The organism is Enterobacter sp. 22466 (assembly GCF_052044775.1).
In the GTDB taxonomy this organism is placed as follows: domain Bacteria; phylum Pseudomonadota; class Gammaproteobacteria; order Enterobacterales; family Enterobacteriaceae; genus Enterobacter; species Enterobacter dissolvens.
The window spans coordinates 947,033-961,410 of record NZ_JBQENX010000001.1; the positions used below are offsets into that span (position 1 = coordinate 947,033).

12 protein-coding genes are annotated in these 14,378 nt (G+C 54.9%); 8 read left to right on the forward strand and 4 right to left on the reverse strand.

Going from position 1 to position 14,378, the window contains the following annotated elements; genetic code table 11:
* Positions 1-7 precede the first annotated feature (7 nt).
* From nagZ to ACTJJI_RS04525, 4 genes are all read left to right on the forward strand, one after another.
* Positions 8-1,033: a beta-N-acetylhexosaminidase gene (gene nagZ, locus ACTJJI_RS04510; protein WP_262762360.1), complete on the forward strand. Its 1,026-nt coding sequence runs from the start codon at positions 8-10 to the stop codon at positions 1,031-1,033.
* Positions 1,034-1,067: 34 nt separating this feature from the next.
* A complete protein-coding gene (ycfP, locus tag ACTJJI_RS04515; protein WP_013097106.1) occupies positions 1,068-1,610 on the forward strand; it encodes an alpha/beta hydrolase YcfP in 543 nt (180 codons plus the stop codon).
* A 237-nt stretch (positions 1,611-1,847) separates the two neighbouring features.
* A complete protein-coding gene (locus ACTJJI_RS04520; RefSeq protein WP_014831460.1) occupies positions 1,848-3,152 on the forward strand; it encodes an NAD(P)/FAD-dependent oxidoreductase in 1,305 nt (434 codons plus the stop codon).
* 193 nt (positions 3,153-3,345) lie between these two features.
* Positions 3,346-3,885, forward strand: coding sequence for a glycine zipper 2TM domain-containing protein (locus ACTJJI_RS04525; protein ID WP_014831461.1), 540 nt, complete (start codon positions 3,346-3,348; stop codon positions 3,883-3,885).
* Positions 3,886-3,940: 55 nt separating this feature from the next.
* Here the strand turns inward: ACTJJI_RS04525 and ACTJJI_RS04530 are convergent, their stop codons facing one another.
* Positions 3,941-4,582 (reverse strand): TetR/AcrR family transcriptional regulator, encoded by a 642-nt coding sequence (locus ACTJJI_RS04530; protein ID WP_440653180.1) that lies wholly within the window; start codon positions 4,580-4,582, stop codon positions 3,941-3,943.
* 245 nt (positions 4,583-4,827) lie between these two features.
* Between ACTJJI_RS04530 and bhsA the strand changes: the two genes are divergently transcribed.
* Entirely contained in the window at positions 4,828-5,085 is a 258-nt protein-coding gene (gene bhsA, locus ACTJJI_RS04535) for a multiple stress resistance protein BhsA (protein ID WP_013097102.1), read from the forward strand.
* A 73-nt stretch (positions 5,086-5,158) separates the two neighbouring features.
* On the opposite strand, the gene ldtC is transcribed toward bhsA, so the two are convergent.
* The 3 genes from ldtC to ACTJJI_RS04550 form a co-directional block, all read right to left on the reverse strand.
* Positions 5,159-6,124, reverse strand: coding sequence for a L,D-transpeptidase LdtC (gene ldtC / locus ACTJJI_RS04540; RefSeq protein WP_440653182.1), 966 nt, complete (start codon positions 6,122-6,124; stop codon positions 5,159-5,161).
* Between the two features lie 150 nt (positions 6,125-6,274).
* Entirely contained in the window at positions 6,275-9,721 is a 3,447-nt protein-coding gene (mfd, locus tag ACTJJI_RS04545) for a transcription-repair coupling factor (RefSeq protein ID WP_047362204.1), read from the reverse strand.
* 148 nt (positions 9,722-9,869) lie between these two features.
* Positions 9,870-10,943: an acyltransferase family protein gene (locus ACTJJI_RS04550; RefSeq protein ID WP_232943711.1), complete on the reverse strand. Its 1,074-nt coding sequence runs from the start codon at positions 10,941-10,943 to the stop codon at positions 9,870-9,872.
* 256 nt (positions 10,944-11,199) lie between these two features.
* On the opposite strand from ACTJJI_RS04550, the gene lolC reads away from it, so the two are divergent.
* Genes lolC through lolE form a run of 3 tightly spaced genes read left to right on the forward strand, consistent with a single transcriptional unit; the run spans position 11,200 to position 14,337 of the window.
* Positions 11,200-12,399 (forward strand): lipoprotein-releasing ABC transporter permease subunit LolC, encoded by a 1,200-nt coding sequence (gene lolC / locus ACTJJI_RS04555; RefSeq protein ID WP_013097098.1) that lies wholly within the window; start codon positions 11,200-11,202, stop codon positions 12,397-12,399.
* Positions 12,392-13,093 (forward strand): lipoprotein-releasing ABC transporter ATP-binding protein LolD, encoded by a 702-nt coding sequence (lolD, locus tag ACTJJI_RS04560; protein ID WP_013097097.1) that lies wholly within the window; start codon positions 12,392-12,394, stop codon positions 13,091-13,093. The genes lolC and lolD overlap by 8 nt, the downstream gene beginning before the upstream one ends.
* Entirely contained in the window at positions 13,093-14,337 is a 1,245-nt protein-coding gene (gene lolE / locus ACTJJI_RS04565) for a lipoprotein-releasing ABC transporter permease subunit LolE (protein WP_046888571.1), read from the forward strand. Before lolD ends, lolE begins: the two co-directional genes overlap by 1 nt.
* Positions 14,338-14,378: the final 41 nt, after the last annotated feature.

A 14,378-nucleotide genomic window follows, 5' to 3' on the forward strand; every position in this document is an offset into this window, starting at 1 on the left:
GGTTGCTGTGGGTCCAGTCATGTTGGATGTAGAAGGGTTTGAACTGGATGCGGAGGAGCGTGAAATTCTGGCGCACCCGCTGGTGGGGGGCCTGATCCTGTTTACCCGCAACTATCACGATCCGGCGCAGTTGCGAGAGCTGGTACGCCAGATCCGCGCGGCGTCGCGTAATCATCTGGTCGTGGCCGTCGATCAGGAAGGCGGGCGCGTGCAGCGTTTCCGTGAAGGCTTCACACGCCTGCCGGCGGCGCAGTCTTTCGCGGCGTTGCTCGGTACAGAAGAGGGCGGAAAACTCGCGCAGGAGGCGGGCTGGCTGATGGCCAGCGAGATGATTGCCATGGACATCGACATCAGTTTTGCTCCGGTGCTGGATGTGGGACATATCAGCGCGGCAATTGGCGAGCGCTCGTACCATAACGATCCCCGTATTGCACTGGAGATGGCAACCCGCTTTATCGACGGCATGCACGATGCGGGAATGAAAACCACCGGTAAACACTTCCCGGGGCATGGTGCCGTAACGGCGGATTCGCACAAAGAGACCCCACGTGATCCACGTCCGGAGGCGGAAATCCGCGCCAAAGATATGTCGGTGTTCCGCTCGCTGATTAGCGATAACAAGCTGGATGCCATTATGCCTGCACATGTGATTTACAGTGACGTCGATCCGCGCCCGGCGAGCGGCTCTCCACACTGGCTGAAAACCGTCCTGCGGCAGGAGCTCGGTTTCAACGGCGTGATCTTCTCTGACGATTTGTCGATGGAAGGGGCGGCGATCATGGGGAGCTACGCAGAGCGTGGGCAGGCGTCGCTCGACGCAGGTTGCGATATGATCCTCGTCTGCAATAATCGTAAAGGCGCAGTCAGCGTGCTGGATAACCTGTCGCCGATCAATGCAGAGCGTGTTACACATTTGTATCATAAAGGTTCATTTAGCCGTCAGGAGCTGATGGATTCGGCACGCTGGAAAGCGGTTAACGCCCGGCTTGAAGCACTGAATGAGCGCTGGCAGGCACACAAAGCCAGCCTGTAAATCCTCCCGGAAGGCGTAGCGTGGTGAGAAGACAATGATCATCTATTTACACGGTTTTGACTCAAACAGTCCTGGTAATCATGAGAAGGTACTGCAACTGCAGTTCATCGATCCGGATGTACGGCTGATCAGCTACAGCACGCGCCATCCGAAACATGACATGCAGCATCTGCTCAAAGAAGTGGACAAGATGCTGCAGCTCAACATCGACGATCGCCCGCTGATTTGCGGCGTGGGGTTGGGGGGCTACTGGGCCGAGCGGATTGGGTTCCTGTGCGATATTCGCCAGGTGGTATTCAATCCTAACCTGTTCCCGAACGAGAACATGGAAGGCAAGATTGACCGCCCTGAAGAGTATGTTGATATTGCCACCAAGTGCGTCAGCAATTTCCGTGAAAAGAACCGCGATCGCTGTCTGGTGATCCTTTCACGTAATGATGAGGCGCTCAACAGCCACCGTGCGGCTGAGTTGTTGCATCATTACTATGAAATTGTCTGGGATGAAGAACAGACCCACAAGTTTAAAAACATCTCCCCGCATCTGCAGCGTATCAAAGCCTTTAAAACACTGGGCTAAGACACAGCAAAGACCTCCCTGGCCCGGCCGCGAAAGCGTGCCGGGCTTTCTTTTTTTGCAGAATTGTCTACTTTTAAGCCACCAAAACTTGATGCACATCAATTTTGGTATGACCAATGCGCCTGACGTGGTATTCTCAATGCACCTGAATGGTTTCAGTGCTGTAACCTGTTGTTAATTAAGGGTTATTTTTATAACTTTTAATTAACAATTGGTTAATAATTTGAGGGGGTCACGTTGACTACGCCATTGAAAAAGATAGTGATTGTAGGCGGTGGTGCTGGCGGGCTGGAGCTGGCGACACAGTTGGGTAAGAAGCTGGGTCGCGGCAAAAAAGCCAAAATTACGCTGGTGGATCGTAACCACAGCCACCTGTGGAAGCCGTTGCTGCACGAAGTGGCGACCGGTTCCCTGGATGAGGGGGTGGACGCGCTGAGTTACCTCGCGCATGCGCGTAATCACCATTTCCAGTTCCAGCTGGGTTCCGTGGTGGATATCAACCGTGAGAGCAAAACCATTACTCTGGCAGAGCTGCGTGACGACAAAGGTGAGTTGCTGGTCCCGGAGCGTAAGCTTGCCTATGACACGCTGGTCATGGCGCTGGGCAGTACTTCCAATGATTTCAACACCCCGGGTGTCAAAGAGCACTGCATTTTCCTGGACAACCCGCATCAGGCGCGTCGTTTCCATCAGGAGATGCTCAACCTGTTCCTGAAGTACACCAGTAATATGGGTGCGAATGGCAAGGTGAATATCGCCATTGTTGGCGGTGGCGCGACGGGGGTTGAGTTGTCCGCAGAACTGCACAATGCGGTAAAACAGCTGCACAGCTACGGCTACAAAGGGTTAACCAATGAAGCGCTGAACGTGACGCTGGTTGAAGCGGGTGAGCGCATTCTGCCTGCGCTGCCTCCACGTATTTCCGGTGCGGCACATAACGAACTGACCAAACTGGGCGTGCGTGTTCTCACCCAGACGATGGTGACCAGCGCAGATGAAGGTGGCCTGCACACCAAAGATGGCGAGTACATCAAAGCGGATCTGATGGTCTGGGCGGCGGGTATCAAAGCGCCTGATTTCATGAAAGACATTGGTGGGCTGGAAACTAACCGTATTAACCAGCTGGTGACCGAGCCGACGCTGCAAACCACGCGCGATCCGGATATTTTCGCGATTGGTGACTGTGCGTCATGCGCGCGTCCTGAAGGCGGTTTCGTACCTCCTCGTGCTCAGGCAGCGCATCAGATGGCAAGCCTGGTGTTACACAATATTCTGGCACAGCGTAAAGGCAAGCCAATGAAGGCCTATGTCTACAAAGACCACGGCTCTCTGGTTTCACTGTCGAACTTCTCTACCGTAGGCAGCCTGATGGGGAACCTGATGCGCGGCTCAATGATGGTAGAAGGGCGCATTGCACGTTTTGTCTATATCTCCCTGTACCGTATGCACCAGATTGCGCTGCACGGCTACTTCAAAACCGGGCTGATGATGCTGGTGGGCCGAATCAACCGTGTGATCCGTCCGCGTCTGAAGCTGCACTGATTTTTCTCTCCCTCCGGGCCCTCCGGAGGGGTTTTTTAGCATATCATGCTGCTCATCACAGATTGAGTGCTTAAGAGTTCTCCTAAACATCCAGTGTCTCTCCTCTTCGCCACTTTTTTGAGCCTTTGTCTTATTGGCGAAGCGTGGTCTGCATTGCAAAATTGTTACCAATAGCAACAAAGGAGGAAGTCCCGTGAATAAATCAATGTTGGCGGGTATAGGGATTGGCGTCGCTGCTGCGTTAGGTGTGGCTGCCGTTGCCAGTCTCAACGTACTGAATCGTGGCCCACAGTATGCGCAGGTGGTTTCTGCAACCCCCATTAAAGAAACGGTTAAAACGCCTCGTCAGGAATGCCGTAACGTCTCTGTCACTCACCGTCGTCCGGTTCAGGATGAAAACCGCATTGCCGGTTCGGTCCTGGGTGCGGTAGCAGGCGGGGTGATAGGTCACCAGTTTGGTGGCGGACGTGGTAAAGATGTGGCGACCGTGGTCGGTGCACTGGGTGGCGGCTACGCTGGTAACCAGGTGCAGGGCGCCATGCAGGATAATGATACGTACACCACCACTCAGCAGCGCTGTAAAACCGTCTACGATAAGTCGGAAAAAATGCTGGGTTATGACGTGACGTACAAAATTGGTGACCAGCAGGGCAAAATCCGTATGGATAAAGACCCTGGCACCCAAATTCCGCTGGATGGAAATGGCCAGCTGGTACTGAATAACAAAGCGTAAAAAAAGATGTTCTCTGAACTTAGCTCCTCAAGCGCTCAGGCTGAGGAGCTTTTTTTTAGCCCTGGATTTTAAGCAGTTCAGGCCACAGTCGAAGGGTGGTCTCAGTGATATGTTGTAGCTTTTCCAGCGTTGCCCCTTCACGGGCGCTTATCGACATCCCCTGCAAAATACAGCTCAGATATTGCGCTAATTCCTGAGGGCGGCAATGCGCCGGAATTTCACCACGTTGCTGGCGCTGGGCCAGGAAGGTGCTGAGCGTCTGCTCCTGCATGGCATGACGTGATTTCACCGTGTTGGCGATCTCTTTCGAGGAGGCCGCAAGCGTCGCGGAGGTGTTAATCATAAAACAGCCCGCGGGTGTCTCTTTGCTGGTAAAGCAGGTGGCGATAGCGGAGAAATAGTCACGCAATGCCTGCTCGACCGTTTTCTCTTCACAAAACAGCTGGGCTTCATATCGCGATGCAAAGCGCGAGATGTATCTGTCCAGCACTGCCCTGAACAGCCCCTCTTTATTCGTGAATTCCGCATACAGCGTCGGCGCTTTGGCTCCGGTGGCTTCTACCAGATCGGAAAGCGAGGTCGCTTCATACCCATGTTGCCAGAAGAGAGTCATGGCCTTATCAAGCGCTGCATCCCTGTCGAACACTTTCGGTCGGCCACGGCTTTTCTTCGCACAACTCGTGACATCGGTTGTCATTTGCCGTTGGTCCTCTGTTAGTTTGTTGAATAACCATTATAAAAATAAACGCATTTCACCACCAGTGCTGTTTTCTGAAAAATAAATTAATCATATGGGTATGAAAAATAACGGAAATAAAATTAATTTAATGGTCGTTATAAAAATATGTTGACGTGTGAGCTGGATCACATCTATCATTTACCTATCGATCGCTAACTAAATAGATAACGACCTCCAAATTCATCTGCCTAAAGGTAAAAATCATGAAAAACGTAAAAACCCTGATCGCCGCTGCTGTACTTAGCTCACTCTCTTTCGCAAGCTTTGCTGCTGTGGAAGTCCAGTCAACGCCTGCTGACCAGCACAAAGTAGGCACCATCTCCGCCAGCGCCGGGACTAACCTGGGTTCACTGGAAGATCAACTGGCGCAAAAAGCGGATGAGATGGGTGCGAAATCTTTCCGCATTACCTCTGTAACCGGTCCTAACACCCTGCACGGTACCGCTGTTATCTACAAATAAGCCTGGCTAAACCCTCATTTATGCCACTGCTATAAAAAAGCCCTGCAACTGCAGGGCTTTTTTACATTGGGTTTTACATCACCTGTTGGGCGACACCATGATGTCGTGTGACGTCAGTCGGCATGCCCGAACGTGCTTCCATTGCCCGCTCCATCACGATGCCATCAGTCCTGGCATCGGTTTTAAAACTCACCATCGCCGCATTCAGGTTGATTGGCAGCGTCTGCGGATCGTCATCAATGTTTTTCGATAACGGCTGGTGAATTTCAACCAGTCGCACGCCGCCTGGCTCCTCAGACACCTTGACTGGTGTATTAATGATGTTCACTTTGGTGCCCGGTGTAACCAGCTTGTACAGCGTTTTGATATCGTCATCACGCAGACGAATACAACCGGAGCTGACCCGCATGCCGATACCAAAATCCGCATTCGTTCCATGTAACAGGTAAACGCCGCCATAGGCCGCGAGGCGGATGGCGTGGTGGCCCATTGGGTTATCCGGTCCGGCTGGTACGACGGCGGGCAGATCGATCCCCTGAGCCTTATAGCGGGCACGAATATTGGCCGTTGGCGTCCAGGTCGGGTTTGCGCGCTTATCCGATACGGTGGTAACCATCGTTGGGGTCAACGTGTCGCCGCCTAACTGACCAATGCCAATAGGGTAGACGGTCACTTCATTTTTGCCCGGCGGGTAATAGTAAAGACGCAGTTCGGCAAGATTTATTACGATCCCCTCGCGCGGCGCATCCGGCAGAATGGTCTGCAGCGGGATAGTCAACACGCTGCCAGCGCGCGGAACATAAGGGTCAACGCCGGGGTTGGCCTGCAGTAAGGCCAGAAAGCCGACGTTATATTTTTTGGCAATCGCTTCAAGCGATCCACCATTGTTTTCAACCACATGAAAACGGTTTTCCCCGACAACCTTGCTGCCTGGCGGCGGGAGTGGCCAGGTGTTTGCGCGAGCGGGAAGTGCGACCGCGAACGTTGCGACCAACGCAAACACGGTTATCCAGCGAGTAAAACGCGAATAAGTCATCATCACTATAATCCATACAAATGATAAGGTTATTGTTTTATAACGGGTTAATGATAATTATGGCGAAGGGGTCTGTCGGGAAGATCGGGTGAAGTGAAAAGAGTTTGTAAATTGTTGCCCCCGGTAGCATGGCGCAACCGGAGGCAGAGCAGATTATGCGATCGCGTTCTCTTCCAGCTGACGCATAAAGTTACGTACCCAGTCCATACGGGTTTTACGCTCCGTCAGCTCCTGCGTAAATTTCAGACGCGTTGGCCCATCCAGGCGGAAATGCTGCGGCTGCTTTTGCAGTAAACCGATGAGCCACGTAGGGTTAACGTGGTTTTTCTCGGCAAACTCAATCACGCCGCCTTTCTCGTTGCCTTCAAGCTTACGGATGCCCAGCTTTTGCGCCTGCTGACGAAGTCGCGCGATATCCAGCAAGTTTCTTGCGGCATCTGGCAGCAGACCAAAGCGGTCGATAAGCTCAACTTTGATCTCTTCCAGTTCGTTTTCATTTTTCGCACTGGCAATACGCTTGTAGAACGACAGGCGGGTATTCACATCCGGAATGAAATCATCCGGCAGCAGGGACGGCATGCGTAACTCAACCTCGGTTTGCTGGCTGGTGAGATCTTCCAGTGACGGTTCACGCCCGGCCTTCAGGGCATCAACCGCGTTCTCGAGCAGCTCCATGTAGAGCGAGAAACCGATGGTTTCCATCGAGCCACTCTGATCTTCACCCAGCAGTTCACCCGCACCGCGGATCTCCAGGTCGTGGGTGGCGAGGGCAAAGCCTGCCCCCAGATCTTCCAGCGAGGCGATCGCTTCCAGGCGTTTTTGCGCATCGGTGGTCATCGCTTTCGGATGCGGCGTCAGCAGCCAGGCATAGGCCTGATGGTGCGAACGCCCGACGCGGCCACGCAGCTGATGAAGCTGTGCCAGACCGAAATGATCCGCGCGTTCAATAATGATGGTGTTGGCCGTCGGGATATCGATCCCGGTCTCAATGATGGTCGTACACACCAGCACATTAAAACGCTGGTGGTGGAAGTCGTTCATCACCCGTTCCAGCTCGCGCTCGCGCATTTGCCCGTGACCGATGGCGATACGCGCCTCCGGCACCAGCTCTGCCAGCCTGTCTGCCGCTTTCTGGATATTTTCCACATCGTTATAGAGGTAATAGACCTGACCACCGCGAAGCACCTCACGCAGAATGGCCTCACGTACCACCAGATTATCGTATTCGCGGACAAAGGTTTTCACGGCCAGACGACGCGCCGGCGGCGTGGCGATAATCGAGAGATCGCGCATGCCGCTCATCGCCATGTTCAGGGTTCGCGGAATTGGCGTCGCGGTCAGGGTCAGGATATCAACGTCGGCACGCATCGCTTTGATGCGCTCTTTATGCCGCACGCCAAAACGGTGCTCTTCATCGACAATCAGCAGTCCCAGATCTTTCCATTTCACGTCACTCTGCAGCAGTTTGTGGGTGCCGATCAGGATATCGATCTTACCCTCGCTGGCCTGCTCAAGGATCTGTGTTTGCTCTTTGGTACTGCGAAAACGAGACAGCATCTCGATGCGTACCGGCCAGTTGGCAAAGCGGTCGCGGAAGTTATCGAAGTGCTGCTGCGCGAGCAGGGTAGTGGGTACCAGCACCGCCACCTGCTTGTTGTTCTCAACGGCGAGGAAAGCGGCACGCATGGCCACTTCGGTTTTCCCGAAGCCGACATCGCCACAGACCAGTCTGTCCATCGCCAGCGGCTGACACATGTCGCTTAACACGGCATTGATGGCCTGGGCCTGATCCGGCGTGGTTTCAAACGGGAAGCTGTCACAGAACAGCTGGTACTGCTCTTTATCATGCTTAAAGGCAAAGCCCTCTTTGGCCGCACGCTGGGCATAGATATCCAGCAGCTCGGCTGCGACATCACGCACTTTTTCCGCCGCTTTCTGCCGGGCGCGTGCCCAGGCGTCGCCGCCCAGTTTATGCAATGGTGCATTCTCTTCTGCACCCCCGGCGTAGCGGCTGATCAGATGCAGGGATGAGACCGGCACGTAGAGTTTGGCGTCGTTGGCGTAGGTCAGCATCAGGTATTCACCTTTGATGCCACCGGCTTCCAGCGTTGTCATCCCCTGATAACGGCCCACGCCATGTTCAAGGTGCACAATCGGTTGGCCCGGATGGAGTTCCGCCAGGTTGCGGATCAGCGTATCCGGGTTAATGGTGCGACGGCTGTCCTGACGGCGACGCGCAACACGTTCACCCAGCAGGTCACTTTCACAGATTAATGCCACGTTGTTGAGGGTATCGATAAACCCGTGCTCAGCGGCACCGATCATCAGGTAACGCCCCGTCCCCGTAGCTTCGCTCAGGCGCAAAATGCGTTTCGGGGCAACTTTAATCCGCCCCAGCAGTTCGCCCAGCGCTTCACGGCGGCCTTCACTCTCAACGGAGAAGACCACCGGGCCGGTAAAGGCGTCGAGGAACTTGCGCAGATTATCCAGCGGGGATTTCTGCTGTGCCTGAACGGCTAAATCTGGCAGCTTCTGGAATGCAAGATTGGTATTGGCAGCTTTATCGGCAAGCGTATCGGTTTTCAGCTGTACGCGCGGCCAGCGCTTGAGTTCGGCGTTAAGCTCGTCGGTGCGCAGCCACAGCGTCTCCGGTGGCAGCAGCGGACGCATCGGGTCCACGCCCCGGTTTTCAAAGCGCGCGCGGGTTTCGCTCTCAAAGCGGCTGGCGCTGGCGTCGATATCACCGGTGTTGACAATCAGCGTATTTGCCGGGAAGTAGCTAAACAGGGCGGGCAGTGGCTCGTTAAAGAACAGCGGCTGCCAGTATTCGATCCCGGCAGGAAGCGTACCTTTGCTGACCTGCTGATAGATATGCTCAGCGTCGCGCTTGACGTCGAACTTGTCGCGCCACTGGCTACGGAACAGCTCGATAGCGGTTTTGTCCGTCGGGAATTCATGGGCGGGTAATAAATTGATGGCTTCCACTTCTTCCAGCGTTCGCTGCGTGTCGGCGTCGAATACGCGCAGGCTGTCGATCTCATCGTCGAAGAAGTCCAGTCGATACGGCTGGTCGCTGCCCATCGGGTACAGATCGAGCAACGCACCGCGCGTGGCGTATTCCCCGTGCTCCATAACCTGATCGACATGACGGTATCCGGCGCTGTCCAGCTGCGCGCGCAGATCGTCACGCGACAGACGCTGACCTTTTTTCATCACCAGCGCATGGCCGTGCAAATAGCTGTGAGGACAGACGCGCTGCATCAGGGTGTTGACCGGAACGATCAGCACGCCGCGCTGCATGGTCGGTAACTGATAAAGGGTCGACAGGCGCGAGGAGATGATCTCCTGATGCGGGGAGAAACTGTCATACGGCAGTGTTTCCCAGTCGGCCAGACTGAAGACCAGGTTATCGGTGAACTGGCGAATTTCATCATGCAGTCGCAGTGCATTTTGCATATCCGGGGCGACCAGCACCACCGGACCAGGATGTCGCTCAGCGATTTCTGCCACCAGCGTGGCGCAAGCCGCGCCAGTGAGTTCGCCCAGCTGGCGCTGGTCGCCCGCTTTGACAGGCAGGGAATAACGATAGTGTTCAGGCATGGCTATGTCAGAGTCTCTTGTGGATATACCCACAGTATTGGGGCATATCACTGATACGCAATGTCTTTATTATCCTCGATCGTTTTGCATAAGCAAATCTGAACTGCAACGCGGGAAGATTCGCCCCCGGACGGGGGCGAGGGCGGTATTATCGGGTTGCCGGAGACAGTGCGCTCGCGGAAGGGGGAGAGAAGAACAGATCGCCAAACAGTGCCGTCGATATTTTGCGTACGCCAAGCCCGGCGAGGGTGCAGATCAGTAGGCTGGCAAACGGGTAGACCAGGATCAAGCCAAGCTCGGCCCATACCGGCCAGTAGGCAGCATTCATCTCACCGATCAGGAACAGGCTGAAGGCCTCTATCAGGATGCGGTGCGTGGTGTAGATAGCGATGGTGTTTGAGCCGATGACGTTAAGCAGGTTGCTGGGGTGAACGGCATAACGCAGCTCGAGGCTGTAGAAAAGCTTCATGATCAGCACGATCGACAGCAGGGAAAGCAGCAGCGGAACGTTAGCAAACCACAGTACCACGGAGACGGCAGCAAAAGCGCCCAACGCCAGCCAGGTGCGACGCAGGTTCAGCCCCTTCATCCAGGCCATCAGCTCTGCGCCATACCACGCGCCAAGACTGTAGTAGATCATATTGCGTACCACGCTGTTCATTCCCCACCACGGCAGCGGCAGGAAATTAATCGCGATGCTGGCCAGTGCCAGCAGTCCCAGCACGGGCAGTTTCCAGCGGCTCAGCAGTTTACATAGCGTGAAATAGACCACCAGAGCGTACAGATACCACAGGCTGGTGCTGGCCGTGAGCATCCCCAGCGCAAACCCGGAAAGTGAATCGGCATACGCGGCGTTCGAGGATGTGGCCAGCTCACGCTCAGGGGCCAGCCAGGCGTTCAGATGACTCAGCGCCTGCCATTGCAGTACTCCCCACAGCGCCAGTACCCAGACAATGCTCCAGATCCGTTTGTCAAAACTGGTGCGCCAGTTCACCTCGTCAATGTAACGACGGATCAGATAACCGGAAATGAAGAAAAATACCGGCATACGGAAGGGCGCGAGATAAAGATTGAAATAGACCCAGCATTTAGCGAGAAGACCGGACAGCGGATGTTGTAGCCCCGTCAGATGGGGATAAAATGTGATAACCGAATGATAGATCACCACCAGGCAGATACACAGCCCCTTTATCTGGTTAATCCATAATGCTTTTTGCTTCATTGTTCGCAACTACCTTATTGCCATAAACGAACGAGCAATTGTTGTTAAACGCAGCCGGGATGTAACGGGAAACAGTCTGTATCAGGTAGTTTTTCGGAAAAGGTGGAGGGTGAGGCGCGATAATTCGACGAGTAGCATTCTGATTTATCTGAATTTTTCAGAAAAATGATTACCAAAGCTTACGGTTTCAGTCATTTACGCTTAACGGATTCGCTTATATACTCGTGGGTCTGCTATCAGCAAACAGACGGACTTCATGTATCAACCTGTCGCACTCTTCATAGGCTTACGCTACATGCGTGGGCGCGCCGCGGACCGTTTCGGTCGTTTTGTCTCCTGGCTTTCGACTATTGGCATTACGCTTGGCGTGATGGCACTGGTGACGGTGCTTTCCGTCATGAATGGCTTTGAGCGCGAGCTGCAAAACAACATCCTGGGGCTGATGCCGCAGGCCATTCTCTCTTCAACCAACGGCTCCGTTAACCCGCAACAACTGCCGGAAAGTGCGGCGAAGTTACAGGGTGTTACGCGCGTTGCGCCGGTGACAACGGGCGATGTCGTTCTGCAAAGCGCCCGCAGCGTGGCGGTGGGCGTCATGCTGGGTATTGACCCGGCGCAAAAAGATCCGCTCACGCCGTATCTGGTCAACGTGAAGCAAAGCGATCTGGAAGCGGGCAAATACAACGTGATCCTCGGCGAGCAGCTTGCCGGGCAGCTTGGTGTCAACCGTGGCGACCAGCTGCGCGTGATGGTGCCGTCTGCCAGCCAGTTTACGCCGATGGGACGTTTACCCAGCCAGCGTCTGTTCACCGTGATTGGCACGTTTGCCGCCAACAGCGAAGTTGACGGCTACCAGATGCTCATGAATATCCAGGATGCTTCGCGACTGATGCGTTATCCGGTGGGCAATATTACCGGCTGGCGTCTGTGGCTCGACGCACCGCTGAAGGTCGATACCCTCAGCCAGCAAACCTTGCCGGAAGGCACAAAATGGCAGGACTGGCGCGAGCGTAAAGGCGAACTGTTCCAGGCCGTGCGTATGGAAAAAAATATGATGGGCCTGCTGCTAAGCCTGATCGTCGCGGTCGCGGCATTTAACATCATCACCTCGCTTGGTCTGATGGTAATGGAAAAGCAGGGCGAAGTTGCCATCCTGCAAACCCAGGGGCTGACGCCGCGCCAGATTATGGCCGTCTTTATGGTGCAGGGGGCCAGCGCCGGGATCATTGGCGCGTTACTCGGGGCCGTTCTCGGGGCGCTGCTGGCCAGTCAGTTGAATAACTTAATGCCGATCATCGGCGCGCTGCTTGATGGCGCGGCGCTGCCGGTTGCTATCGAACCGCTGCAGGTGGTCGGTATTGCGCTGGCCGCGATGGCCATTGCGCTGCTTTCTACGCTCTATCCTTCCTGGCGCGCTGCCGCCACTCAACCCGCTGAGGCTTTACGTTATGAATAAGATCCTGTTGCAATGCGACAACCTGTCCAAACGCTATCAGGAAGGCTCTGTACAGACCGATGTGCTGCACAATGTGAGCTTCAGCGTGGGCGAAGGCGAGATGATGGCGATTGTCGGCAGCTCCGGTTCCGGCAAAAGTACTTTATTACACCTGCTGGGTGGGCTGGATACGCCGACCAGTGGCGACGTGATTTTCTCTGGCCAGCCGATGAGCAAAATGTCTTCTGCGGCAAAAGCGGAGCTGCGTAACCGTGAACTGGGCTTTATCTACCAGTTCCACCATCTGCTGCCGGATTTCACGGCGCTGGAAAACGTGGCGATGCCTTTGCTGATTGGTAAAAAGAAACCGGCAGAAATTAATGCCCGCGCCAGCGACATGCTGAAAGCCGTAGGCCTGGGGCATCGCGGTGACCACCGTCCGTCTGAGCTGTCCGGTGGCGAGCGTCAGCGTGTGGCAATTGCCCGTGCGCTGGTGAACAACCCTCGTCTGGTGCTGGCGGATGAACCAACCGGCAACCTGGATGCGCGCAATGCTGACAGTATTTTCCAGCTTCTGGGTGAGCTGAATGCCTCACAGGGGACGGCGTTTCTGGTGGTGACCCACGATTTGCAGTTGGCAAAACGGATGGGGCGCCAGCTTGAGATGCGTGACGGTCATCTGAACGCTGAACTGACTCTGATGGGAGCGGAGTAATGGCCTCACCGTTATCGTTACTCATCGGGCTACGTTTCAGTCGCGGCCGCCGTCGCGGCGGGATGGTCTCCCTTATCTCGGTGATCTCCACCATCGGTATTGCGCTCGGCGTGGCGGTGTTGATCGTAGGGTTAAGCGCCATGAATGGTTTTGAGCGTGAGCTGAATAACCGTATTCTGGCCGTTGTGCCGCACGGCGAAATCGAACCGGTTAATCAGCCGTGGAACAACTGGAGTGATGCCCTCAGCAAAGTGGAAAACGTGCCGGGTATTGCCGCCGCTGCACCTTACATTAACTTCACAGGGCTGGTGGAAAGCGGTGTTAACCTGCGCGCCATCCAGGTGAAAGGGGTGAATCCTGTCCAGGAAGAACGCCTGAGCGCGCTGCCGAAATATGTGCAGAACGGCGCGTGGGCGAACTTTAAGGCCGGTGAGCAACAGATCATCATGGGCAAAGGTGTGGCCGACGCGCTGAAAGTGAAGCAGGGCGACTGGGTGTCGATCATGATCCCGAACGCCAGCGCTGACCATAAATTACAGCAGCCTAAGCGCGTGCGTCTGCACGTTACCGGGATCCTGCAACTGAGCGGACAGCTTGACCACAGCTTCGCAATGGTGCCGCTGGAAGACGCGCGCCAGTATCTGGACATGGGCGACAGCGTGACGGGCATCGCCATTAAGGTCAACGACGTCTTCAACGCCAATAAACTGGTGCGTGATGCGGGCAGCGTGACCAATAACTATGTCTACATCAAAAGCTGGATCGGCACTTACGGGTATATGTATCGTGATATCCAGATGATCCGCGCCATCATGTATCTGGCGATGGTTCTGGTGATTGGCGTGGCGTGCTTTAATATCGTCTCGACGCTGGTGATGGCGGTCAAAGACAAGAGTGGCGACATCGCGGTTCTGCGTACCCTTGGGGCAAAGGACGGTCTTATTCGCGCCATCTTCGTCTGGTATGGTCTGCTGGCGGGGCTGTTCGGTAGCCTGTGCGGGGTGGTGATTGGCGTCGTGGTGTCGTTACAGCTCACGCCAATCATCAACGGGATTGAGACGCTGATCGGCCACCAGTTCCTGTCGGGTGATATCTATTTTATTGACTTCCTGCCGTCTGAATTGCACTGGCTGGACGTTATTTATGTGCTGGTTACAGCACTTTTACTGAGTCTGCTGGCAAGCTGGTATCCGGCGCGTCGCGCAAGCCGAATTGATCCGGCGAGGGTATTAAGTGGCCAGTAATTACGTCATGATCTAGCGGCATACGGGCCGCCAGGTTAAAA